25 protein-coding genes are annotated in these 23,856 nt (G+C 67.8%); 14 read left to right on the plus strand and 11 right to left on the minus strand.

Annotated features, from left to right (window positions below; genetic code table 11):
- Positions 1–15 precede the first annotated feature (15 nt).
- The 4 genes from VGQ44_19775 to groL all read left to right on the plus strand — a co-directional run bounded on the left by VGQ44_19775 (position 16) and on the right by groL (position 3,735).
- A complete protein-coding gene (locus VGQ44_19775; protein ID HEV8449081.1) occupies positions 16–783 on the plus strand; it encodes a biotin--[acetyl-CoA-carboxylase] ligase in 768 nt (255 codons plus the stop codon).
- Positions 780–1,571: a type III pantothenate kinase gene (locus tag VGQ44_19780; protein ID HEV8449082.1), complete on the plus strand. Its 792-nt coding sequence runs from the start codon at positions 780–782 to the stop codon at positions 1,569–1,571. The genes VGQ44_19775 and VGQ44_19780 overlap by 4 nt, the downstream gene beginning before the upstream one ends.
- 165 nt (positions 1,572–1,736) lie before the next feature.
- A complete protein-coding gene (locus tag VGQ44_19785) occupies positions 1,737–2,039 on the plus strand; it encodes a co-chaperone GroES (GenBank protein HEV8449083.1) in 303 nt (100 codons plus the stop codon).
- Positions 2,040–2,103: 64 nt separating this feature from the next.
- Complete coding sequence (groL, locus tag VGQ44_19790; protein ID HEV8449084.1) at positions 2,104–3,735, plus strand: chaperonin GroEL; 1,632 nt, start codon at positions 2,104–2,106, stop codon at positions 3,733–3,735.
- A 77-nt stretch (positions 3,736–3,812) separates the two neighbouring features.
- On the opposite strand, the gene VGQ44_19795 is transcribed toward groL, so the two are convergent.
- The 6 genes from VGQ44_19795 to VGQ44_19820 all read right to left on the minus strand — a co-directional run bounded on the left by VGQ44_19795 (position 3,813) and on the right by VGQ44_19820 (position 8,263).
- Positions 3,813–4,289, minus strand: a complete 477-nt coding sequence (locus VGQ44_19795; protein ID HEV8449085.1) for a hypothetical protein — start codon at positions 4,287–4,289, stop codon at positions 3,813–3,815.
- Between the two features lie 101 nt (positions 4,290–4,390).
- Positions 4,391–5,203 carry an MBL fold metallo-hydrolase gene (locus VGQ44_19800; protein HEV8449086.1) on the minus strand — a complete coding sequence of 271 codons (813 nt, stop codon included), beginning with the start codon at positions 5,201–5,203 and terminating at the stop codon, positions 4,391–4,393.
- 2 nt (positions 5,204–5,205) lie between these two features.
- Complete coding sequence (locus tag VGQ44_19805; protein HEV8449087.1) at positions 5,206–6,438, minus strand: putative sugar nucleotidyl transferase; 1,233 nt, start codon at positions 6,436–6,438, stop codon at positions 5,206–5,208.
- Positions 6,435–7,478 (minus strand): mannose-1-phosphate guanylyltransferase, encoded by a 1,044-nt coding sequence (locus VGQ44_19810; GenBank protein HEV8449088.1) that lies wholly within the window; start codon positions 7,476–7,478, stop codon positions 6,435–6,437. Before VGQ44_19810 ends, VGQ44_19805 begins: the two co-directional genes overlap by 4 nt.
- A complete protein-coding gene (locus VGQ44_19815) occupies positions 7,475–7,894 on the minus strand; it encodes a response regulator transcription factor (protein ID HEV8449089.1) in 420 nt (139 codons plus the stop codon). The genes VGQ44_19810 and VGQ44_19815 overlap by 4 nt, the downstream gene beginning before the upstream one ends.
- Before the next feature lie 15 nt (positions 7,895–7,909).
- Positions 7,910–8,263 carry a roadblock/LC7 domain-containing protein gene (locus VGQ44_19820; protein ID HEV8449090.1) on the minus strand — a complete coding sequence of 118 codons (354 nt, stop codon included), beginning with the start codon at positions 8,261–8,263 and terminating at the stop codon, positions 7,910–7,912.
- Between the two features lie 122 nt (positions 8,264–8,385).
- On the opposite strand from VGQ44_19820, the gene VGQ44_19825 reads away from it, so the two are divergent.
- Genes VGQ44_19825 through gatB form a run of 7 tightly spaced genes read left to right on the plus strand, consistent with a single transcriptional unit; the run spans position 8,386 to position 17,066 of the window.
- Positions 8,386–8,982: a hypothetical protein gene (locus VGQ44_19825; protein HEV8449091.1), complete on the plus strand. Its 597-nt coding sequence runs from the start codon at positions 8,386–8,388 to the stop codon at positions 8,980–8,982.
- Positions 8,983–8,985: 3 nt separating this feature from the next.
- On the plus strand, positions 8,986–10,260 hold the full coding sequence (gene serS / locus VGQ44_19830) for a serine--tRNA ligase (protein HEV8449092.1): 1,275 nt from the start codon (positions 8,986–8,988) through the stop codon (positions 10,258–10,260).
- Positions 10,261–10,279: 19 nt separating this feature from the next.
- Positions 10,280–11,467, plus strand: a complete 1,188-nt coding sequence (locus tag VGQ44_19835) for a HAMP domain-containing sensor histidine kinase (GenBank protein HEV8449093.1) — start codon at positions 10,280–10,282, stop codon at positions 11,465–11,467.
- On the plus strand, positions 11,467–13,833 hold the full coding sequence (locus VGQ44_19840) for a UvrD-helicase domain-containing protein (GenBank protein ID HEV8449094.1): 2,367 nt from the start codon (positions 11,467–11,469) through the stop codon (positions 13,831–13,833). Before VGQ44_19835 ends, VGQ44_19840 begins: the two co-directional genes overlap by 1 nt.
- Before the next feature lies 1 nt (position 13,834).
- A complete protein-coding gene (gatC, locus tag VGQ44_19845; GenBank protein HEV8449095.1) occupies positions 13,835–14,140 on the plus strand; it encodes an Asp-tRNA(Asn)/Glu-tRNA(Gln) amidotransferase subunit GatC in 306 nt (101 codons plus the stop codon).
- Complete coding sequence (gatA, locus tag VGQ44_19850; GenBank protein HEV8449096.1) at positions 14,137–15,609, plus strand: Asp-tRNA(Asn)/Glu-tRNA(Gln) amidotransferase subunit GatA; 1,473 nt, start codon at positions 14,137–14,139, stop codon at positions 15,607–15,609. The genes gatC and gatA overlap by 4 nt, the downstream gene beginning before the upstream one ends.
- Positions 15,606–17,066, plus strand: a complete 1,461-nt coding sequence (gene gatB / locus VGQ44_19855) for an Asp-tRNA(Asn)/Glu-tRNA(Gln) amidotransferase subunit GatB (protein HEV8449097.1) — start codon at positions 15,606–15,608, stop codon at positions 17,064–17,066. Before gatA ends, gatB begins: the two co-directional genes overlap by 4 nt.
- Here the strand turns inward: gatB and VGQ44_19860 are convergent.
- Genes VGQ44_19860 through VGQ44_19870 form a run of 3 tightly spaced genes read right to left on the minus strand, consistent with a single transcriptional unit; the run spans position 17,036 to position 18,855 of the window.
- Positions 17,036–17,950: a zinc dependent phospholipase C family protein gene (locus VGQ44_19860; protein ID HEV8449098.1), complete on the minus strand. Its 915-nt coding sequence runs from the start codon at positions 17,948–17,950 to the stop codon at positions 17,036–17,038. The genes gatB and VGQ44_19860 overlap by 31 nt on opposite strands.
- 40 nt (positions 17,951–17,990) lie before the next feature.
- Positions 17,991–18,260: a hypothetical protein gene (locus tag VGQ44_19865; protein HEV8449099.1), complete on the minus strand. Its 270-nt coding sequence runs from the start codon at positions 18,258–18,260 to the stop codon at positions 17,991–17,993.
- The gene (locus tag VGQ44_19870) at positions 18,235–18,855 is read right to left on the minus strand and encodes a hypothetical protein (protein HEV8449100.1); all 621 of its coding nucleotides are present in this window, start codon (positions 18,853–18,855) and stop codon (positions 18,235–18,237) included. The genes VGQ44_19865 and VGQ44_19870 overlap by 26 nt, the downstream gene beginning before the upstream one ends.
- Before the next feature lie 148 nt (positions 18,856–19,003).
- Between VGQ44_19870 and murA the strand changes: the two genes are divergently transcribed.
- The gene (gene murA, locus VGQ44_19875; GenBank protein ID HEV8449101.1) at positions 19,004–20,302 is read left to right on the plus strand and encodes a UDP-N-acetylglucosamine 1-carboxyvinyltransferase; all 1,299 of its coding nucleotides are present in this window, start codon (positions 19,004–19,006) and stop codon (positions 20,300–20,302) included.
- Entirely contained in the window at positions 20,299–21,006 is a 708-nt protein-coding gene (locus VGQ44_19880) for a polyphenol oxidase family protein (protein ID HEV8449102.1), read from the plus strand. Before murA ends, VGQ44_19880 begins: the two co-directional genes overlap by 4 nt.
- 18 nt (positions 21,007–21,024) lie before the next feature.
- Here the strand turns inward: VGQ44_19880 and VGQ44_19885 are convergent, their stop codons facing one another.
- Both VGQ44_19885 and VGQ44_19890 read right to left on the minus strand, forming a co-directional pair.
- Positions 21,025–22,038: a S41 family peptidase gene (locus VGQ44_19885; protein HEV8449103.1), complete on the minus strand. Its 1,014-nt coding sequence runs from the start codon at positions 22,036–22,038 to the stop codon at positions 21,025–21,027.
- Positions 22,035–22,835 (minus strand): hypothetical protein, encoded by an 801-nt coding sequence (locus tag VGQ44_19890; protein HEV8449104.1) that lies wholly within the window; start codon positions 22,833–22,835, stop codon positions 22,035–22,037. The genes VGQ44_19885 and VGQ44_19890 overlap by 4 nt, the downstream gene beginning before the upstream one ends.
- Before the next feature lie 257 nt (positions 22,836–23,092).
- On the opposite strand from VGQ44_19890, the gene VGQ44_19895 reads away from it, so the two are divergent.
- Complete coding sequence (locus VGQ44_19895) at positions 23,093–23,788, plus strand: Ig-like domain-containing protein (GenBank protein ID HEV8449105.1); 696 nt, start codon at positions 23,093–23,095, stop codon at positions 23,786–23,788.
- Positions 23,789–23,856: the final 68 nt, after the last annotated feature.

Consider the following 23,856-nt stretch of genomic DNA (forward strand, 5'->3'; position numbering starts at 1 on the left):
GACTACGGAACGATCATGACGAACGCCGACGCTGGCGGAGTCGTCCTGTACGACGGTGCTTCAGCCGCCGTCGTCGCGGCGCTGCTGGGCGTGCCGCGCATCGAGCTGCTCGGAACCGTGACGTCGACGCAAGACGTCGCGCACGAGCTGGCGTCGGCCGACGCGCCGGCGGGCACACTGGTCCTGGCCCACGAGCAGACGAGTGGGCGGGGCCGTCACGGGCGCGCGTGGACGTCCAACCCCGGCGCCGGTGTGTGGCTCACCCTCATCGAGCGTCCGAGCGATCCGGCGTCGGCCGACGTGTTGTCGCTGCGAGTTGGTCTGGGTCTGGCGCGCGCGCTCGAGCGATTCACGACCGATCCGGTGCGCCTCAAGTGGCCGAACGACGTCTACATCGGCGACCGCAAGCTCGCCGGCGTGCTCGCCGAGGCGCGCTGGCGCGACGGTGCGATCGAATGGGTCGCGGTCGGCGTCGGCATCAACGTCGTCGCGCCGAGCGCCGAGCCACGCGCCATCGGCTTGGCGGCGGGAACGACGCGCCTCGACGTCCTGCGGGCGGTCGTGCCGCAGCTTCGCGACGCGGCGGCGGCCCTCGGGCACCTCACCGACTCGGAGCTCGCCGAGTTCGCGGCGCGCGATTACGCCGCGGGGCACGGGTGCGTCGAACCGGTCGCCGGGCGCGTCGCCGGCATCGACCGCACCGGCGCGCTGCTCATCAACACGGGGTCGCGCGTCGCGGCGGTGCGCGCCGGATCCCTGGTACTTCAGGAGGAGGCGACGTGATTCTCGTCTTCGACGTCGGCAACACCGAACTCACGATCGGGCTCTTCCAGGCGACGGAGTTGCGCGCGCATTGGCGGATCATGACCGAGGTTCCGCGCACGCCGGACGAATTCGGCGTCCTCCTTCGTTCACTGCTTTCGGCGAGCGAATTCAACCCCGCCAACGTGGACGGCGTGGCGATCGGCTCCGTCGTGCCGCGCGTCACGGGCCCGCTCGCCCAAGGATGCCAGGAATACTTCACGGTCGCCGCGCCGCTCATCGTCGACGCGTCGTCTCCCCTGCCGATCAAGCTCGACGTCGACGAGCCGCTCACCGTCGGCGCGGATCGCCTGATCAACACGCTCGCCGCGAGCCGCCTCTATGACCACGACGCGATCGTCGTGGACCTCGGCACCGCGACGACGTTCGATTGCATTACGTCGGACGGCGTTTTTCTGGGCGGGGTGATCGCCCCTGGGATCATGACGTCGTCCGAGACGCTCACTCGGCGGACGTCGAAGCTGCCTGCCACCGAGCTGTCGATTCCGCGGCGCGTGATCGGGCGTCGCACGGAGGAGTGCATTCGTGCCGGCGTGATGTTCGGCGGCGCAGACGCGATCGACGGCGTCGTCGAGCGGATCAAGCGTGAGTGGCCGAGACCCAGCGTGCCGACGGTGATCGCGACCGGCGGATTCGCGACGACGATGGCGGAGCTGTGCAAATCCTTCGATCGCGTCGAGCCGCACCTCACGCTACACGGACTGGCGCTCGCGTACGGGCTACTCTCGGAGAGCGAAAAGCGGGTCTAACCCGTTTGTCACGAATGGGTTACGGTGTCAGTGCGTCACAGTCGCGCGCTTGACTCCGTTCCTGGACCTCCCTAGACTTGGAGGCTGTTAGCACTCTCCGATGTCGAGTGCTAAGTCCATTTTGCCTTCACGTCATCGCAGCCAGAGCAAGGAGGAGCACCCAGTATGGCCACCAAGACCAGCGTCAAGGTCAACCCGTTGGCCGACCGCGTCGTCATTCGCGCGCTCGAGGAGACGGAGCAGATGCGGGGCGGTCTGTACATCCCGGATACGGCCAAGGAGAAGCCGCAGCAGGGCGAGATCGTCGCCGTCGGCCCCGGGCGGTTCGAGAAGGACAAGCGCGTCCCGATGGACGTCAAGGTCGGCGACAAGGTCCTGTACGGAAAGTACAGCGGCACCGAGGTCACGATCGACAACGAGCAGTATCTCATTCTCCGCGAGTCGGACGTCCTCGCGGTGCTGTCCTGACACTCCGGCCCGTTACTGAAATTCACGTCGTTTGATTTAGACAACTCACTCTAGAGATTTCGCCATGGCAGCCAAAGAACTCCATTTCAACGTCGACGCGCGCGCTGCACTCAAGCGTGGGGTCGATCAGCTGGCCGAGGCCGTGAAGGTCACCCTCGGTCCGAAGGGCCGGAACGTCGTCATCGACAAGAAATTCGGCGCCCCCACGGTCACCAAGGACGGCGTCACCGTCGCCAAGGAAATCGAGCTGAACGATCCGCTCGAGAACATGGGCGCGCAGATGGTCAAGGAAGTCGCCACCAAGACGAGCGACAACGCCGGCGACGGCACCACCACCGCCACCGTGCTCGCGCAGGCGATCTTCCGCGAAGGCCTCAAGAACGTCACCGCCGGCTCGAACCCGATGGCCATCAAGCGCGGCATCGACCAGGCCGTCGCCGCGGTCGTCGCCGAACTCAAGAAGATCAGCGTCCCCACCTCGGGCAAGAAAGAGATCGCCCAGGTCGGCGCCATTTCGGCGAACAACGATGCCGAGATCGGCGACCTGATCGCCGACGCGTTCGACAAGGTCGGCAAGGACGGCGTCATCACCGTCGAAGAGGCGAAGGGCCTCGAGACGACGCTCGAGACGGTCGAGGGCATGCAGTTCGACCGCGGCTACGTCTCGCCCTACTTCGTCACCGATCCGGAAAAGATGGAAGCGGTCCTCGAGGACGCGCTCATCCTGATCCACGACAAGAAGGTCTCGTCGATGAAGGACCTCCTGCCGGTGCTGGAGAAGGTCGCCCAGCAAGGACGTCCGCTGCTCATCATCGCTGAAGACGTCGAAGGTGAAGCGCTCGCGACGCTCGTCGTGAACAAGCTCCGCGGCACGCTCAAGGTGGCGGCCGTGAAGGCCCCGGGCTTCGGCGATCGCCGCAAGGCGATGCTGCAGGACATCGCGGTCCTGACCAACGGGCAGGTCATCAGCGAGGAAGTCGGCTTCAAGCTCGAGAACGCGGTCGTCACGGACTTGGGCCGCGCCAAGCGCGTCGTGGTCGACAAAGACAACACGACGATCATCGACGGTGCCGGATCGGACGACAAGATCCAGGGCCGCATCAAGGAAATCCGTGTCGCGATCGACGCCTCGACGAGCGACTACGACAAGGAGAAGCTCCAGGAGCGTCTGGCGAAGCTCGCCGGCGGTGTCGCGGTGATCAACGTCGGCGCGGCGACCGAAGCCGAGATGAAGGAAAAGAAGGCCCGCGTCGAGGACGCGCTCCACGCGACCCGCGCCGCGGCCGAGGAAGGCATCGTCCCGGGCGGCGGCGTGGCGTTCATTCGCGCACAACGCGCGCTCAAGACCCTCAAGCTCGGCGAGGCCGACGAGCAGATCGGCGTCGACATCATCCGCCGCGCGATCGAGGAGCCGATCCGCATGATCGTGCAGAACGCGGGTGGTGAAGGCTCGATCGTCGTCGAGAAGGTTCGCGGTTCGAAGGACGACGCGTTCGGCTACAACGCGCTCACCGACACGTACGAGAACCTCGTGCAGGCGGGCGTGATCGATCCGACGAAGGTGACGCGCACGGCGCTGCAGAACGCGGCGTCGATCGCCGGTCTGCTCCTCACGACCGAAGCGCTCATCGTCGAGAGGAAGGAAGAGAAGCCCGCGGCGCCGGCTGGTCCGGGCGGCATGGGCGGGATGTACTAAGAGCCGCGAGCTCGGACCGACGAGAACGGGCCGCCGAAAGGCGGCCCGTTTTTGTTTTCCGGCGCACGGCAACGGCTTCACTGCGCCTTGGTTGCCGTCCACCGCGTGCGCTGCACGACGGAATCCGGCTTCGCCGCCAGGACCGACACGGTCGTCCCCGTCCATTGGTTGCCCGCCAGGTGCCCGACGACGTGATTGATCAGCTTCGGGCTCTTGGGCGGGGTCGGCGGCGTGAACGGCGCGGACTCGAACATCACGCTGTCGGCGCCGGTCAGCGTGTAGGTGTAGTTCACCGTGTCTTTCGGCGCGGCCGGGTCCACACACCGCGTGGTGTTGGCGGCCGTACCCGGGGAACAGGTGAAGGTCGACAACACCGAGTCGGAACCCTGCGCCATGACTTTGCCGTTCACCGTGCTGGCCATGTCGGCCGCGGTGACGGCTGCCGGCGCGGCGGGAGCGGCCGACATGGCCGCCGCGGAATCGGTTTTCGCCGACTCGGACTTCGCACAGGCGACGAGTGAGATGGCTGCGATCAGCAAGCGAGTGTTGCGCATAGACCCTCTGGGCGGAGATGGGGGGCGTGTCTGCAAACCGCGAAGTGCGACCCCATCAATAGGGCACCCCCGGGCGACTCCCGCCAGCCGTGGAGTCGGCGTCAGGCGAACAGCGTGTACTGAACCGGCTTTTCGGCGCGCGCGGTACCGGGCGTGAACGGCCCGACGACCGCGTCCTGCTTCGCCGCCGTCAGCGTTCCGCGGAATCGCGACTTCGCCAGCGCGGTGCGCATGTTCGTCAGCGCAACCCGTGGCGTGTTGCACTTCTCGCTCAGGTGCGCGAGCACGAGGTGATTCGTTTCGCGCGTCACCGCTTCGCGAGCGAACGCGGCTGCGGCGAGGTTGCTGAGATGCCCGACGCGAGACGCGATCCTCGCCTGCAGAAACGCCGGGTACGGACCGTCGCGCAGCATGTCGGCGTCGTGGTTCGACTCGAGCACGAGGATGTCGAGCGAGGCACACGCTCGCGCGATCGCCCGCGTCACGTAGCCAAAGTCATAGAACAACCCGGCGCGGGCGCCCGTCGACTTGCTCGTCACCACGAACCCCACCGACTCGCGCGCGTCGTGCGGCGTCGGCGTCGTCGACACGGTCATCGTCGGGAAATGCAGCGTCGTTCCCGCGGCGAAGCGATTGAGATGCGACCCGCTGAGCTTCGCCGCGCGTGCCGTCGCCGGAGTCGCATACATCTCCCAACCCCAGCGCTTCATCGCCGACTTCGCGCCGTGCACATGGTCCGAATGCTCGTGCGTCACGAGGCACGCGTCGATCGAATCGGGCTTCACCCCGATCGTCTTGAGCCGCCCCGTGAGCGTGCGAGTGCCGTAGCCGCAGTCGATCAGGATCCGCGATCCGTCGCACTCCACGAGAATCGCGTTCCCCCGACTGCCGCTCCCGAGCATCCACAGCTTCACGATTAGCGCTCCCCGTCCTCGAGGACCCACCGGCTGGCGTGCGTCGCGGCGAGATGCCGCCGCCCGCGATCGCTCAACGTAATCGATCGCCGCGCCATCATGCGCGTCGCGCTCTCGATGAACTTGTCGGCCTGGTGGAGCTTGTACGGCCACGCGTCGCCCCACGAAAAGGGCGCCACGACCTTGGGCGGCATCGCGCCGTACACGTTCGACCCGGCGCCGATCACCGTTCCCGTCGTCAGCCGCAGCCCGATTCCGGTCTTCACGTGGTCGCCGAACATCGTGCCGAGGAACTGCATCCCCGTGTCGCGCACGCCGTCGGGCGTCCACATCGCGACGGGGCCGTACGTGTTCTTCAAATTGCTCGTGATCGTCCCCGCGCCGATGTTGACCCAGCGGCCAAGGTACGAATGCCCGACGAAGCCGTCGTGTCCCTTGTTCGAGTGGCCGACGACGATGCTCGTACTCAGCTCGCCGCGCACCTTCGACCAGTCGCCGACCGAGCTCCCCGTCACGTCGCCGCCGAGCACCGTGACGTGCCGGCCGATGTAGCAGGGCCCCGAGATCCGCGTGAAGGCCCGGACGTGCGATCCCTCGCACACCATGATCGGCCCGGCGGTCGCGTCGAGCACCACGTGCGGCTCGACGACGGCGTCCTGCGAGACGAACAGCGGCTGATCGCCGAGAATGGTCGCGTGCCGGGGCAACGACCCCGACATCCCGCGCGTGGCGATCGGAATGTCGTGCGTCAGCTGTTCCTGCAGCAGGCGAATCAAATCCCAGACGTCCTCCAGCCACCAGCCGTGCACCTCGGCGATCGCGCCCGTGCCCGCCGCGATCTCGTCGAGGCTCAGCGTGCCGTCGGCGAATTCGAGCGGATCCATCGGCTCGCGCAGGCGCATCGCCGCCATTTGGTTTCCGCATCGCCACATCGTAACGGGCGCGACGCGCCGCGGCACCGATTGCGGGTCCGCGGGCAGCTGGGGAACGCAGCGGCTGTTGACGATGATCGAGCCCGCCGGAATCACGCCGCTCGCCCCGACCGCGCCCGGCTCGTCGAAGTCCGCGTGCCGCTCTCCGGCGAGAAAAAACAGGCCGTCGCTCGGCTGCATGGCGTGGCGCCATCGCTCGCGGATGAGCGACACGCCGGCGACGAGCTCCGAAACGGGACGCGTGCTGGCGAACGGCTCGAAGCGCCTGGCCGCCGCGTCGTCGTAGAGGTAGACGGCGCTCACGGACGTTCCCGGACGCCGCGCGGGAGGGCGTCCATGAGCGTTTTCAAATCGGATGACCGTTCCGTGGTGGTGACGAGCAGCATGTCGTTCTCCATGACCACGACGAGGTTCGACACCCCATACATGACCACGGTGGCGCTGGGTGCGTGCACGACATTGTCTCGCGAGTCGATCGCGTAGAGCCGTCCGCTTGCCGTGTTGCCGGCGGCATCCGTTCGGCGCACGCGGCGCAGCGCACCCCACGTCCCGACGTCGTCCCAACCGAAATCGCCCGCGAGCACCACGACCCGGTCGCTCCGCTCGAGCACTCCGACGTCGACGGAAATCGGCGTGACCGCGCCGAAGAAGCCGAGCATGTCGTCAGAATTGGCGTGGAGCGCGCGCGAGACTTCCGGCGTGAAGCGCCGCACGTCGTCGAGAAAATCGCCGACGCGCCACACGAAGATGCCGGAGTTCCAGAGATATCCGTCGCGGCGCATCTGTTCGGCGCGCGCCCGGTCGGGCTTCTCGACGAACCGCGCGACGCGGCGTGCGCCACTGGTCTCGCCGTCGAGCGCTTCGCCCGGGTGGATGTACCCGAACCCCGGATCCGCGCGGGTCGGAACGACGCCGACCGTCACCAGGGCGTGGTGCCGTTCCGCGGTCTGGGCGGCGAGCGTCAGCGCGTGCTGGAAGCCGGCGGCGTCGGCCACGGCCCAATCGGCATGCACGGACATCATGACGGCGGCCGGACCGTCGCGGCGCGCGATCTCCTGCGCGGCCCACGTGAGGGCCGCCGCGGTCCCGGCGGGGCGGGGCTCCGCCAGGATGTTGGACGCCGGCACGTCCGGAAGGAGGGCGGCCACGCTTGGCACCAACGTCTCACTCGTGAGTATCAGCGTTCGATCCGATGACACGATTGGACGTAGCCGCGCCGCCGTGTCCGCGAGGAGCGGCTGCGAGGAAACGAGTGGCAACAATTGTTTCGGGCGCGACGGCGTGGACAACGGCCAGAATCGCGACCCGACCCCGCCGGCCAGAACCACCGCCCAGCGGCTCATCCTGGGGGGGCGTCCACGTTCGAATCGTCGACCGCGAGGCCGACCAATTCAGCCGCTCTCGCGTAGAGCTTTTTGGGACTGAACGGCTTGGTCAGGAAGTCGTTCGCGCCGAGCGCCATGGCGCTCGTGTGCTGCTGTTCCTGGCCGGCCGCCGTCAGGATGATGCACGGGACTTTTTGCCACCGCGCGTCGCGGCGCATCGCGGCCAGCACATCGAGGCCGCTCAGGTGGGGCATCATGAGGTCGAGCATGACGAGGCAGATGTCCGTTTCGCGCTCCAGCGTCTCGAGCGCCTCGCGCCCGTCGTACGCCAAAGTGACCCGAAACGGTCCCTGCTCGAGTTTCATCTTGATGATGCGGCCGATGTGCGGTTCGTCGTCGGCGACGAGTACGTGGCACGGAGGCGAGTTGGACACGGCGACTCGGTGTGCTTAGACGAGAGCGGCGATGCGTTCGCGGTTGCGGCGAATCTCGAGCAGCATTTGCCCGACGGCGGCGCCGGGCGACATGAGCACGAGAAGCACGGCATCGGCCGTCAGCACCGATACGATCGCGATGCCTTGGCGGTGCTCCAGCACCGCCGTCACCAGCTCGCCACGGTTGGCGGCGACGCCGAGCTCGTCCGCGGAGCTCAGGATGGCGGGAATTCGGGCGGCGATGTCGTCGGCGTCGAGCCCCTCGGTGAGCTGGCCGTCGATCAACAAACCGTCGCGTCCGAGGACGACGGCGGCGTCGACTCCTTCACGCTGCCGGATGGCAGCGACCAGATCACGAATGCTCGGCATTCCGTCGTTCGCGCTTCCCCCCGAAGTGGTGGCGAAGCTAGAGATCGAAGTGGTCGAAGTCAAGCGGCCCCAATCGCTTGAACAATCCTCAACTCGTCCGTATCCTTCGCACGAATCCCCCTATGATGACTCGTCGTTTCTCGCCGGTTCCGGCTCCGTTTTTCGCGTTGGCGACGTTCGCCGCCGCCATCACCGCCATCTCGTGCGGCGACCTCACCGGTGTTCCGGCGTCGCTTCCGACGCTCACCGACAGCGGCGTGGTTTACGCGATCAATGGTGCGCCGCTCGGTGCGCCGACGGCGCTGCAGATCTCGACCGGCCAGTTGGTGCCCGCGTCGTCGACCTTTCTCTTCGACGTCGCGTTCGACATCGATTCGGCGGGGCACGTGCTGTTCTTGCCGTTGCGCACGATCGCCTCTGGTCTCGCGCCGACCCACGCGGTCGGTCTCCAGGTCTCGGGGACTTCTTTCACGAACGTGTTCCAAGCGCCGAAGAACGGATATCGCGCCGACACCACGCTGATCGGTGCGTCGAACGTGACGGTCCTCGCGCAGTCGAACGACCTCACGACCTGCGGCCTCGCGATCACCGGCCAGAACCTGTACGCGAAGATCATCGTCACCGCGGTCGATCTCACCACGCGGTCGATGAAGGTCATGTTCACCGTCGATCCCAACTGCGGTTTTGTGTCGTTCGCCGACGGCATCCCGAAGACCTGACGCATGCACGACGCGCGGATGCTCCGCGAGCAGGTCGATCTGCTGCGCGATGGGCTCCGGCGCCGCGGCGCGCTCGACGGCCTGGAGCCCGTCATCGATCGCGGCGTCCAACTCGAGCGTGACCGCCGGACGTTGATCCAGGCGGTCGAAGAGCGGAAGGCAGCGCGCAACGCCAACTCGCAGGAAGTCGCTCGGCGAAAGCGCGCGCGGGAAGACGCCGACGATTTGATCGCGCAGGGACGTGCCCTTGGCGACGAGATCACGAGGCTCGAGCACGAGTTGGGCGCGGCGCAGCAGGCGCTCGACCGAACGCTGCTCGAGATTCCAAACGTCACGCTTCCGGCGGTTCCGGACGGCGACGAGACGCACAACGTCGTCGTTCGCGAGTGGGGCTCGCCCCGCGAGCGCGACGGCGTCAAGCCGCATTGGGAGATCGGCGCGTCGCTCGGGATGATCGATCTCGAGCGGGCGGGGAAGGTTTCCGGCTCCGGGTTCGTTTTCTATCGCGGCATGGGGGCGAGACTCATCCGGTCGTTGATCGCGATGTTCATGGACACGCATCGCGAACAGCACGGCTACGAAGAGGTGTGGCCGCCGCTCCTCGTCAATCGCGCGACGATGACCGGCACGGGCCAGCTGCCCAAGTTCGAGGACGACGCGTACGGCACTCGCGGCGACGACCTCTTTCTCATCCCCACGGCCGAAGTCCCGGTCACGAATCTGTACCGGGACGAGATCATCGAGTTCGACGCGATGCCGATGGCGTTCGTCGCGTACAGCAAGTGTTTTCGCCGCGAGGCCGGGTCGGCGGGCAAGGACACGCGCGGCATTCTGCGCACGCACGAATTCGACAAGGTGGAGCTCGTGCGCTACGCGACGCCGGAGACGTCGGCCGAGCAGCTCGAGCTCCTGACGCGTCATGCCGAAACGATGCTCGAGCGTCTCGAGCTGCCGCACCGCCGGAAGCTGCTCGCCGCCGGCGACACCGGCTTCAGCTCGGCGATGACGTACGACCTGGAGTGCTGGGCGCCGGGCGTCGGCGCCTGGCTGGAAGTGTCGTCGTGCAGCACGTTCACCGACTTTCAGGCGCGTCGCGCCAACATTCGCTATCGCCCGGCCAAGGGTGAGAAGCCTCGATTCGTACACACGCTGAACGGATCGGGGCTGGCGTTTCCGCGCACGATCGCCTGTTTGTTGGAGCATCACCAGAACGCCGACGGAACGGTCACCGTTCCGGACGCGTTGCGCCCGTATCTCGGCGTCGACAAGATCGGCTGACCGTCCGTCCCCTCCCATTATGCGGCGCAGCAAATCCGAGATGCTGGTCGCCACGCTGTTTCTGGTACTGCTGGGGTCGTACGTCTGGTACACGCAGCGTGTGATCGTCGACCTGCGCGGCGACGCGCGGCGGTCGACCGAGATGTACGCGCGCGTGTTTCGCGCGTTCGCCGACAGCTCGCCCGGCGCGATGGACGCGGCGCTCGTCGATCTGTCGAAGAGCATTCAGGCGCAGGGCGTGCCGCTCGTCGTGACCGACCCGAGCGGCGTCGTCGCCGGGCACGCCAACTTGCCGTTCGATCCCACGCACTCGCTGCCCGACACCGATCCGCGCATTCGCGAGTACGTCGCCGTGCTCCAAGCGGAACACGAGCCGATTGTGGATCCGCTCATTGGAAAAGTCTACTACGGCGATCCGGCGGTGGTGCGCTGGCTTCGCATCGTCCCGGCACTGCAGGCGAGCATGGCCGCCATTCTGCTCTTGGCGTGGGTCTACATCGTGCGGACCCGCGGCGACGCCGCGCGCGAGCGGCTTTGGGCGGGCATGGCGCGCGAGTCCGCCCATCAACTGGGAACCCCGCTATCGAGTCTGGCCGGATGGATCGAGCTGATGGAGGAGCGCGCGCACGACGAGTCGTCGGCCGCCGCCGCGCGGCACATGCGCGCCGACCTGGACCGGCTGGACCGCGTTGCGCATCGCTTCGAGCGAATCGGGCGTGAACCGAAGTTCGACGACGTCAACGCCGGCGCGCTCGTCGTGCGCGTCGCCCGATACTTCCAGGCGCGCGTGCCGACGCTCGCCAACACGATCATCGTCGAGCACGACGAGGAGCCGGGCCTTCCGAAGGTGAAGGGCGATCCCGTGCTCCTCGAGTGGGCGATCGAGGTCTTGGCCAAGAACGCCATCGACGCGCTCGCCGGCCGTGGAGGACGCGTGCGGTTGACGGCCGCGCACTCCGGCACGGAGGGCGTCGTGATTCGCGTGGCCGACGATGGGCCGGGCGTGCCGCGCGAGCTGCGCTCGCGCGTCTTCGAGCCCGGCTTTTCGACGAAGCAGAGCGGGTGGGGCATCGGGCTCTCACTGGCCCGGCGAATCGTCGAGGAGAACCACAACGGCATCCTGCAGCTCGCGCCGTCGGAGGCGCCGGGCAGCATCGGCGCGGCCGGCATCCGGGGCGGCGCCACCTTCGAGATTATTCTTCACTGATGCAGACGATGCTGGACGAGCGGTTGACGGCGGGCCTCAACCCGGCGCAGCGCGAGGCTGTGCTCCATGTGAATGGTCCCCTCCTGGTGCTCGCGGGCGCCGGATCGGGGAAAACGCGCGTTCTCACGACGCGCATCGCGCGGCTGATCGACGTGGAAGGTGTGAACGCCCGGAACATCCTGGCCGTCACGTTCACGAACAAGGCTGCCGGCGAAATGCGCGACCGCATCGGTCGACTTCTCGGGAGCGAGCCGGCCGGCATGTGGGCGGGGACCTTTCACGCGATCGGCGCACGGATGCTGCGTGCGTCGGCGCATCTCGTGGACCGAACGCCGACGTACACCATCTACGACCAGGACGATTCGCTCGGCGTCGTGAAGCGGTTGATGGAACGGCACGGTGTTTCGCCCAAGCAGTTCGCTCCGCGCGCGGTGCACTCGGCGATCTCCGACGCGAAGAACGCGCTCGTCGAGCCGGCAGAGTACGAGCGGATGGCGTTCGATCCCTTCTCCAAGGCGGTCGCGCCGATCTTCAAGAGTCTCGACCAGGCGCTGCGGCTCGCCAACGCCGTCGATTTCGACGATCTGCTCGTGCTTCCGGTGCGGATGCTCCAGCGCCACTCGGAGCGCCTCTCGCGGTATCGCGACCAGTTCAAGTACATCCTCGTCGACGAGTACCAGGATACGAACCGCGCGCAGTACGAGTTGATCAAGCTGCTCGGCGGCCAACACGGCAACGTGTGCGTCGTGGGCGACGACGATCAGTCGATTTACGGATGGCGTGGCGCGGACATCCGGAACATCCTCGACTTCAACAAGGACTTCGCCGGCGCGGCGGTCGTGCGGCTCGAGGAGAACTACCGCTCGACGCCCCAGATTCTCGATCTCGCCAATGTCGTGATCAGCGCGAACACCGCGCGCATGGGCAAGACGCTCCGCGCGACGCGCGGCGGCGGCGAGCCGATCACGCTCGTGCGATCGCTCGACGAGCGCGACGAAGCCGATTTCGTCGTGAGCGAGATCGGCGTGAGGCGCTCCGGTCAGACGCCGGCCGGCTACGCCGACGTCGCCGTGCTGTATCGCACCAATGCGCAGAGTCGAGCGCTGGAAGAGGCGTTGCGCCGGCAGGCGATGCCCTACCGGCTCGTCGGCGCCGTTCGCTTTTACGATCGACGAGAGATTCGCGATCTCATGGCGTACCTCAAGCTCATCGCGAATCCGGCCGACGACGAAGCCTTCCGGCGCGCGGTGGGCGTGCCGAAGCGCGGTCTCGGTGAAACGACGATCGACCAGCTCGCGGAAGCGTCGCGACTCGTCGCTGTTCCGATGTTCGAGGGGGCGCAACGCCAAGACATCACCTCGGCGCTGCGGCCGGCGGCTCGCATCGCGCTGGCCGAGTTCGTCCGCCTGATCGGTGGGCTGCGCGAGCGCGCCCAGGAGTCGGCGGTCGACGAGCTGCTGCGCGAGCTGGTCGACGCGATTCGCTACGGCGACTATTTGCGCGCCGAAGGGCCTGAGTCGGCCGAGCGGCTCGACAACGTGAGGGAATTGATCACGGGCGCCGCCGAGTTGGTCGCCGACGAATTGGGAGAGGTCGGCCTGCGGCCGCTCGACCACTTTTTGCAGCGGGCGAGCCTCGTCGCCGATTCCGACGCGCTCGCGGCTGACGGCGAGGCGGTGACGCTCATGACGCTGCACAACGCCAAGGGCCTCGAGTTCCCCATCGTCTTCATCACGGGCCTCGAGGACGGGCTCTTTCCGCTCGCCAAGGCGTACGAGGAGCCATCGCTCCTCGAGGAAGAGCGTCGGTTGTTCTACGTCGGGATCACGCGCGCCGAGCGGAAGCTGTATCTCACACACGCCGAGGAGCGGCGGCGCAACGGCGAGTTGATGGGCGCGCGCCCCTCGGGCTTCCTCGACGGCATTCCGACCTCGATGCTCGAATCGCGCAGCACGATCAAGGTGCGCAGCTCGGGCCGCGCGTTCATGCGCGCGGGCGCGGACCGCGCGACGGGGTACGGCGGCCGAGGATACGGGCGCTCCGGCGGAGGAATGTTTCCTCGCGGCGCGTCGTCGTCGTCGTGGGACGACGATCTTCCCGCTCGCGAGTCGGCCGCCTCGCGAAGGCCGGGCGTACCAGTCTCGCTCGGTGGAGGGCGGGGGCGTTCCGTCGAGGACGAATCGCAAGACGCCGCGGTCTTCGTCGTGGGCGCGCGCGTGCGCCATCGCAAATTCGGAACGGGCACGATCGCCGAGCTCTCCGGCGTCGGGCGCGACGCCAAGGTGAAGATCGACTTCGACGATGAAGCCATCGGGCGCAAGACGCTCGTGATCGCGCAGGCCAACCTCGAGCGCGGAGACGAGTGACATGGCCGTCACGATCGACGACGTCAGACACATCGCGTCGCTGGCGCGCCTGGGCGTGTCCGACGATCGAGCGCGCGCGCTGGTCGCCGAGCTGAACACGATTCTCGAGCACATGAGCGTCTTGTCGCGCGTCGAAACGACCGGCGTCGAGCCGCTCACGGGGATCGGCGTCGACTATGCGCCGCTGCGGCCCGACGCCGGGCCCTCCGTTCCGCTGGCGAGAGCGATCGCCGCTTTCGCGCCCAACGAGCGAGACGGCTTCTTCCTCGTGCCGCGACTGTCGACGCACGAAGACGACGACACGTGACCCTCCCCCCGCTCGAGCATGATTCGGCGGCGATGCTCCGTGAATCGGTTGAGGTCGGACTTTCGGCCGTCGACCCCATCCTCCGTTCGCTCGAACGCGCCGAGACGGTCAAAGCGGGCAAGGAGGGTCTCAACGCGCTGTTGCATCTCGACCGTGAATCGGCGCTGACCGACGCCGCGCTGGTGGAGACGCGCTGCGCCGAGGCCCGTTCGGAAGGAGGATCGGTCGGCGCGCTGGCGGGCGTTCCGGTGGTGGTGAAGGACAACATCGCGACGCTCACGCTGCCGACGTCGTGCGGATCGCGGATTCTCGAAGGCTACGTGAGCCCGTTCGAGGCGACCGTTGTGACGCGCCTTCGCGCGCACGGCGCCGTCGTCGTCGCGAAGTCGAACATGGACGAATTCGCGATGGGCTCGTCCACCGAAAACAGCGCGTTTGGTCCGACGCGCAATCCGCTGGCGCCCGATCGCGTGCCCGGCGGATCGTCCGGCGGATCGGCCGCGGCGGTCGCCGCCGGCGTCGTCCCGATCGCGCTCGGCTCGGAAACGGGCGGGTCGGTGAGGCAGCCCGCCGCGTTCTGCGGCGTGGTCGGCGTGAAGCCGACCTACGGCCGCGTGAGCCGCTTCGGGCTCGTCGCGTTCGCGTCGTCGCTCGACCAAGTCGGAGTCTTCGGGCGCCGCGTGGACGACGCGGCGATGGCGCTCGGAGCCATCGCCGGTCACGACCCGAACGACTCGACCAGCACGGTCAAGGTCGTGGCCGACTATCGAAGCGGCCGCGACGCGTCGCTGCACGGCCTCGTCGTCGGCCGGCCGCGCGAGTATTTCCCCGCGGATCTGGCCCACGGGGTGCGCGCGAAGTGCGACGAGGCTCTCGAACGTCTGCGCTCGCTCGGCGCCGAGATTCGCGACGTCTCGCTGCCGTACACCGAGCTGGCGATTCCCGTGTATTACATCGTCGCGCCCGCCGAGGCGTCGTCGAACCTCGCGCGCTTCGATGGCGTTCGTTACGGACTGAGACTCACCGGCGACGGCTTGCGCGGGATGTACGAGGCGACACGGTCGGGCGGCTTCGGTCGCGAGGTCACGCGCCGCATTCTCCTCGGTACGTATGTTCTGTCAGCGGGATACTACGACGCGTACTACCGGAAAGCGCAGCAGGTCCGCACGCTCATCGCGCGCGATTTCGCCAGCGTATTCGGCTCGGGCGTGCACGTGCTCTTCACGCCGACCACGCCGACTCCGGCGTTTCCAATCGGCGCGAAGAGCGATCCGTATGAGATGTACCTGAGCGACATCTTCACGTGCACGGCGAATCTCGCCGGCGTTCCGGCGATGTCGCTCCCGATCGGGCGAGTCGGCGGCCTACCGGTGGGCGGTCAGTTGATCGCCAACCATTTCGACGAAGCGCTCATGCTCACGGCCGCCTACGCGCTCGAGCGGTCGCTCGGCGGCGAGGCGCACCGATGACGGCGGCGACGGGGCTGGGATACGAGATGGTCGTCGGCCTCGAGGTGCACGTCCACCTCCAGACGGCGACGAAGATCTTCTGCGGCTGCTCCACCGACTTCGGCGCGCCGCCCAACCAGCACACGTGTCCGGTGTGCCTGGGTTTGCCGGGCGCGCTGCCGGTGCTGAACAACCACGCCGTCGAGTTGGCGATCCGCGCGGCGCTCGCGCTCGACTGCACGGTTCATCCGGTCTCGATGTTCGCGCGAAAGAACTACTTCTATCCCGACCTGCCGAAGGGATATCAGATCTCTCAATTCGATCGGCCGCTGGCGACGAATGGGCGCGTGACGCTGCCCGGCCACGGCGATGACCCGTCCCCGCGAGCCATCGGCGTCACGCGTCTCCACATGGAGGAAGACGCGGGGAAGTCGATCCACGACCGGTTCACCGCCGCCACCGCCGTCGACCTCAACCGCGCGGGCGTTCCACTCGCCGAAATCGTGAGCGAGCCCCAAATCCGGTCGGCGTCGGAGGCCGAGTCGTATCTCAAGACGCTCAAGCAGATCCTCGAATTCGCCGGCGTGAGCGACGTGAGCATGGAGGAGGGAAGCCTGCGCGTCGACGCGAACGTCAGCATCCGGCTGCCCGGCGCCACTGCCCTCGGCACCAAGACCGAGATCAAGAACATGAATTCGTTCTCGGCCGTGGTGCGCGCGCTCGACGCCGAAGCGCGCCGCCAGGCCGACCTATTGGATTCGGGCGGGCGCGTCGAGCAGCAGACGATGCTCTGGGACGCGACCATGGAAGAAGTGCGGCCGGCGCGATCGAAAGAGGGAAGTCATGACTACCGGTATTTCCCCGATCCCGACCTTCCGCCATTGGTGGTGACGAGCGACCGCATCGAGCGGATCCGCCGCGAGCTTCCCGAGCTGCCGGCGGCGCGGGCCGCGCGATTCATGACGTCGTTTCCGTCGCTCACCGCCTACGACATCGGCGTGCTCACCTCCAGCCGCGCGCTCGGCGACTATTTCGACGAATTGGCGGCGCGGAGCGGCGACGCAAAGACGGCCGCGAACTGGGTGCTCGGCGAGGTCCTCGCCTCGCTCAAGGCGTCGGGGCAGTCGATCGACGAGCTACTCGTCCGGCCGGCGGGACTTGGCGACTTGCTCGCGCTCGTGCGCGACGGCGTCGTGAGTCACACCGCGGCGAAGCAGATCTTCGGCGTGATGGCCGAACGTGGAGGGGAACCGCGCGCGATCGCCGAACGCGACGGGCTGCTCAAGGTCAGCGACGACGACGCGCTCGTTCGCTGGATCGACGAAGTCTTCGCCGAGCATCCGGGCGAAGCCGGCCGCTTCCTTCGCGGAGAGCGGCGGCTGCAGGGCGTGCTCGTCGGATTCGTGATGAAGAAGTCGAGCGGCAGTGCCGACCCGAAGCGCGTGAATCAGTTGCTCGCGACGCGCACCGGCTCGTAGAGCGGCGCGGCAAGCTTCGCCGCGAAGGCGAGTGACGTGGCCGGCAGCCCGAATTGCCGTTCGGCCTCGTCGTGCAGACGCTCTTCGCCGTCGACGCGGAGGACGCGCCGCCGGATTCGCTTCGCCATCCGCAGCGCGGCATCGCCGGACGGATCGAGCTGGTACGGCTCCGCCCGATCCATCCGCAGCAGCAGGTCGATGATGAAATCGTACGCGCGGCCCAGGTAGCGGCCGACGTCGTCGTCCGCGAGATCCCAGCGGCTGTTCTCCCGCAGCAGCTGGAAGATGCGCTGCCAGGACTCGTTGTCGGCCACGATGACCATGCCGCGGAAGATCCGCCGGTTGGTCGGAGTGCTGAAGATCGTCGGACTCAACACACGGTCGAGCAGCCCGTCCGAGCGCGAGTGGTCGATCAGAATCAGCTCGCGCGCGCGGCGAGCGACTTCGGTCCCCAGGTGGGTCTCGAAGCGGCTCTCCCAATACGAGTGGCCGAGCGACGACGTGCTCGACGTGACCGCCAGCTGGCGCGGGACGAAGTAGTTGTGCGCGACGGCGTCCGCGGCGAGGTGGGCCAGATAACCAAGCCCGAACGCGCGCAGCTGCGGCTCGGCGGCGCTCTCGTAGATTTCCATCCCGACGGTCCACGAGTGGCAGTGCCGGCCGGCCGGAGCGTACTTCTTCGCGATGCTCGTGTCCGCCGCGATCGAACCGTACAAAAAGTCGTACGGGAACTCGCTCAGCAGCGCGGCGACGCTGGGCGGAAGCAGCTGCAGCGACCGAATCACCGCGTCGCCGAGGAACACGTGCGTACCGGGAGTCCAAGCGTGCGCGACGGCGGGGGTCACCACGAGGAACACGACCGCCAACCAGACGCAAGTCGGCACTCGTCCCGCGCGACGGGTCCGACGCGCGGATTTCGGCACGTCAGACTCCAAAGCGCTTGCGCTGCCGCCGAATCGACCGGCGCAGATCCTTGAGCTCTGATTCGACGGCGTCGTCGATCGCCTCGCGCGCGCTGCCGACATAGTCGGCGACGTTGCGGCGCAGCCGGCGCATCGTCGGCGCCAAAGAACTGCCGCGTCGCCCGCTCCGCTGGGTCACCAAGTAGACGAGGCCGGCTACCACCGCCGCCCCGATGACGGCGGCGGCGACGACCTCGGCCTGGCGCCTACGACGCCCGCGGACGAGGCGCACGGGGTCGAAGTCGCGGAGCCGGGGACTCTTTCTCAGGTCTTTCATCGATACCATCGTCGCCCTCCTCCTTGTCCGAACTTTCGTCGTTCGCGGCGTCATCCTCGGCCTCAACCGACGCAAGGTTTGTCCCACGGCGCCGGCGGAGTGAGGCGGCCCCGCCGCGAACGCCGCGGACCGCCGCGGCCGTCGACACGAAGATGTCCTCGGCCTCGCCCTGGACGACGGAAATGAGCGCGTCGAACTCGGCCAGCCGTTCCTCGGTCGCCTCGAGCGCGGCGCGCACCCGGTCGTTGGCCGCGGTGACCGTGTCGCCGACCTGGTCGACGTTCTCGCGGACGGTGCGCGCGATCGACGCCACATCTTCGGAAATCGCCTTGCCCCGCTCGACGAGCGGCCTCAGATCGTACAGAAGCGGCCTGAGGTCGTCGAGGAGGGGCTTCAGGTCGTCGACCGCTTGCTGGAGCTTTTCCTCGAACCGTTTTCCCGCCGTGCGGGCCCGGGCCGCGCCGATGATGAGGAGCACGATCAGCGTGACGAGCGACGCGCCGATGATGGCGCTGCTGATCGCGGTGATCTCCTCGAAAACGTTAGGCATCGTGGCTCATTGATCGGGACGACGGCTCCAACGCGGCGCATCCTACGGACCACGGAACACGACTGCAAGCGAACGGCGGCATTGATTTTGGCTCAGGCCCCCGGTCATTCTTCGCTCCGACCATACATCGCGCGAGCGACTTCCTCACATGACGGCTTCGCAGTTCATCGTACACGGCGGCGTATCCCTCTCCGGTACCGTCCGTCCTTCCGGCAACAAGAACGCCGCGCTGCCGATCGTCTGCGCCGCTCTTCTCACCGACCAGCCGGTCACGCTCGAAAACGTCCCGCGGATCCGCGACGTCGAGACCCTCGCGGAGCTCGTGGCGTCGACCGGAGCGGACATTTCGTGGGAAGCGCGAAACACCCTGCGCATCCACGCCAAAACCGTCCGTTCCGCGAGCCTGGACCCGGTTCTCTGTCGAAAGATACGCGCTTCGATCCTCCTCGCAGGGCCGCTCTTGGCCCGGTGCGGGCAAATCGAGCTGCCGCCGCCCGGGGGCGACGTCATCGGCCGGCGCCGGGTCGATACGCACTTTCTCGCGCTCGAGCGGCTGGGTGCATCGTTCGACCTGACGGACAATTTTCGGCTGAGCACCCCGGGGCTCCGCGGCGCCGATGTCTTTCTGGACGAGCCGAGCGTGACTGGAACCGAGAACGCGATCACGGCGGCGGTCGCGGCGACGGGGACGACGATCCTCCGCAACGCCGCCTGCGAACCTCACGTCCAAGATCTCTGCAACTTTCTCGTGGCGCTCGGGGCGCGCATCGACGGGATCGGGACCAACCTCCTCACGATCCATGGCGGCGCGCCACTCAAAGGCGGCAGCCACCGCATCGGTCCGGACCACATCGAGGTCGGCTCGTTCATCGGGTTGGCCGCGGTGACGCGATCGACGCTCCGCATCGCCGACGCTGGTGTCGAGCATCTTCGTTCGACGCTCATGGGGTTCGCGCGCCTCGGCATCTCGTGCAAGATCGAGGGACCGGATCTGGTGATCCCGGCCGATCAAGAGCGCGAGATCCAGAGTGACCTCGGGGGACACGTTCCCAAGCTCGAGGATCAGCCCTGGCCGGCGTTCCCCGCCGATACGATGTCCATCGCGCTCGTGACGGCCACGCAATGCACGGGACTCGTTCTCATTCACGAAAAGATGTTCGAGTCGCGGCTTTTCTTCGTCGACAAGTTGGTGGGCATGGGCGCGCGGATCGTGCTGTGCGATCCGCACCGCGCGATCGTCTCCGGCCCGTCGCGGCTGCGCGGCAGCGTGGTCGAGTCACCCGACATTCGGGCCGGCATGGCGATGCTGCTCGCCGCGCTCTGTGCCGACGGCGAAAGCACGATCAACAACGTCGGCCAGATCGAGCGCGGTTACGAGCGGATCGACGAGCGGCTGCGCGCGCTGGGCGCGCGGATCGAGCGCGTGGAGGATCGTCGCGCGAAATGAACGTCGTCGGTCAATCGGAAATCGCGCCCGGGTTCGCCGAGCTGGGCGTACTGGCGTTCACGACGACGCGCGCTGTCGGCAGCTTCGGGCTCGCGAGCGAGGAGCCGGCGAAAGACGTTACCGAGCGGTGGTCGTCATTGCGGCGCGAGCTTCGCAGCGCCGGGCCGAGGCTCGCGACGGCGAGCCAGGTGCACGGGTCCACCGTTCTGGTGCACGCGACGTGCTGGGAAGGCTGGCTTCGCGCCGACGACGCCGACGGCCACGTCGCATTCGAGCGGGGCACCGCGCTCGCGGTGACCGTCGCCGACTGCGTTCCGGTGTTCATCGCCCACGAATCGGGGGCGACGGGGCTGTTGCACTCGGGCTGGCGCGGCACCGCGGCCCGCATCGTCGAGCGCGGAGTCGACGCGCTGGTCAAGCGGGGTGTCGCCGCGGCCGAGTTGCGCGTGCATCTCGGCCCTGCGATCTGCGGCGATTGTTACGAGGTGAGCGGCGACGTGTACGCGGAGCTCACCGGCACGAATCCGGGACGGCCGACGCGCGTCGACCTCCGGGCGCTGATCGCCGACCATGCGCGCCGCTCGGGAGTTCGCGACGTCTCGGTCAGCGCGTGGTGCACGCGCCACGACAACGAGCGTTTCTTTTCCCACCGCGCGGGGGATGCCGGCCGACAGCTTGGCGTGATCGTCGCCAGCGCCGGCTGACCGGGGGGGCGTCGCCGCTCAGGGTTCTCGCGCGAGCCGCATCGCCCGCTCGAGCACCGCGTCGACGCCGTGGGCCGACTCGTCGGGAGTCGTGCGCGCGACGATCGTCGGCGCGAGCCCGACGGATTCGAACGGCACGCGGTCGGGCGTGTACTCGATCCACTCGGACAGCTCGTACGTCCATCCGTTCGCCAGCTCGCGGACGATCGGCCCGCCCGTGGCGCCCGCCGTCGTGTCGCCCACGACCATCACGCCGGGAATCGCACGCATGGCGAGCACGAAATCCTCGGCGCTGCTGAACGAGTGGCGATTGGCCAGCACGAACACGCGCCCGCCGAAGTGCCTGCCCGCGGGCGCGATCGTTTCTTCGGTGAACCCCGTGAAGTCGTCGTGGCGCGGCCCGTTGCGGCGGCGTGTGTACCCATACACGCGCCGCTGCGTCGTGAATCGTCCCGCCAGGTCGGCGGCGAGCACGTAATTGCCCCCGGGGTTGTCGCGGACGTCGATGATCAGGACGCGCATGCCGGGCATGCTCCGGATCACGTCGTCCATCTCGCCCGACCAATCGCCGCCGTCGAACGTCGAGATGCGGGCGTATCCGACCGAGTCGTTGGCGAGACCGAACTGTATGTGCCCGCCCGGCGTCGACGCCGGGAGGCGCACGTAACGGCCGAGCGTCATCGTCTGATTGAAGTAGGTCGACGCGGTATCGGAGCGGGAGATGTAGCGCATCGTGCCGGCCGCGCCGGCGGACAGCGTGACGTGCATGTCTTTCAGCTCGGCCAGCATCGTGCCGAGCACGCGCGCGAACTGTCGGTCGTTCGGCGCCGACACCGCGATCGGCCGGTAGTACTTGCCGAGCGAGTCCCAGTTCACCTGCGCGACCGAGAAGTACGAGTAGTGAAGGTCGAACTGGCGCCACAGGTCGTCGAACAGCGAGCCGTAGTCCGTCGCGGCCGCGGGCCCGACCACATCCGTGCACGCCACCGCGAGCAGCGCGGCCGTCACATACGCGAACGCGCGGCGCCTCATCGCGGGCGATACGCGCCGAAGGCGCGCGACAAGCCGATCGAGAAGCTCTGCGACGCCGATCGCAACGGTTGCGCGTCGCGATAGTCGAGAATCGAGAATCGATAGGAGAAGAGCAGGCCGACCCGCCCCAGCGGAGCGGGAGCATAGGTCAGCGCCCCGTCCAGGGCGCGAAGCTCGCGCGGCCCGACCCGCTGTACGTTCCACAGCGGCTGGCCGGTCTTGGTCTCCGAATACGCGCGATTAGAGAATCCAAATACCGGCGCGTCGACCTCGAGTTGGGCGAGGCCGCCGAGAATCGGCCGTCGCGCCTGGGCGGCGGGGCCCGCCGCGGCGAAGGCCGCGAAGAAGCCGGCGCGGCTGTCGTACGGCGCCGGATAGCGATGCTCGGTGGCCATCCCCCAGAGTCCGGCCGTCGCGCCCGCGGAAAACGACCAGCCGTAGGCGTCGGCGACAGTGCGCAGCGCGGCCGCGCGCAGGCCGCCTTGCATGACGCGCTCGGTCGATTCGTTCACATTGCTTTGCGGTCGCAGACTCTGCGCGTCCCACGTCGCGACGACCGCGACCGCCGAGCGAGCGCCGAAGTGATCGTACGCGGCGGACGCGGCGTAGCCGCTGCCGAGGTAGGTCAGCGGCGACACGACGACGTCGCGGCGCTGTGCATCGGCGAACCCGGCTACGATCGACACGCGATCGCGCGACTCGCTTCGCGACGACGCGAGCGTGTCGCGCTGAGCAGTCGCATTCGATATCGCGAATAAGAGAAAACCGGCCGTCGTCGGCGCAGTTCTTGACCACATCGTGGTGGATTTTTTCGGGGACGAGAACGAGGGGAAGGACCAACTCGGTTCGATCTCTTGCCCGAAAAGAACGGACGGGACCAGCAATGGGCAACGGGCCCGTCTTCGGCTTAGCGGCGCGAGCAACGGCTCCGGGTTCGCGCCGGGCAATACGTGGCCGGGCCGCGATCGCGCGAGCCACCGGATCGACGATGCCGGCGATGGCCGGACCTCGCGAGGAACCCAACAGTCAACGCAGCGGGAAGGGAGGAAGGGTCATGGTGAAGGAGACGGTGAAAGTAGCGCGTGTTTCGCTCGCGATGGTCACGCTCGGTGCGATGGTCGCGGTCGGATGCAGCGACAATGACAACAACCTGGCGGCGCTCGTCGCGACGTTCATAACAGTCAACGCCGGGAGCAACGGCCAAACGGGTACGGCGGGCCAACAGCTCGCCAATCCGATCAGCGTCCACGTGACGGATCAGAACAGCAACGCGCTCGCCGGTGTGTCGGTGGCGTGGGCAGTGGTCGGCGCGGGTGGCTCGGTCAGCACGGCCAGCTCACTGACGAACGCGAACGGCGACGCGACGGTGCTCTGGACGCTCGGCACGGCGGTCGGCCTCGATTCGCTGACGGCCTCGATCGCGACCGGCGCTTCGGTGACGATCACGGCAACCGCCACGGCGGCGGGATCGACGATCGCCGTGATCAGCGGCGACAATCAGTCGGTGACGGCTGGAACCAACAGCGCGCCGCTCGTCGTGAAGATTTCCAACGCGAACGGAACCGGCATCGCCGGGGCGACCGTCACGTGGACGACGGACAGCGGCGCCCTGAGCGCCCCGTCCTCGACGACCGACGCAAACGGGCTCGCCTCCGTCGTGCTGGCGACGAACCCGGCGCCCGGTACGGCGACGGTAACGGCGACCGGTCCGAATGGGGCCGTTCACTTTTCAGTGACGGGAACGCCGTAAGCACAGCCATCCTCGCGGCTCGCCGCGATGTGACGAGCGCGGGAAGGTGACGGCCGATTCGCCGCCCC

This window comes from Gemmatimonadaceae bacterium (genome assembly GCA_036003045.1).
Classification (GTDB): Bacteria; Gemmatimonadota; Gemmatimonadetes; order Gemmatimonadales; family Gemmatimonadaceae; genus JAQBQB01.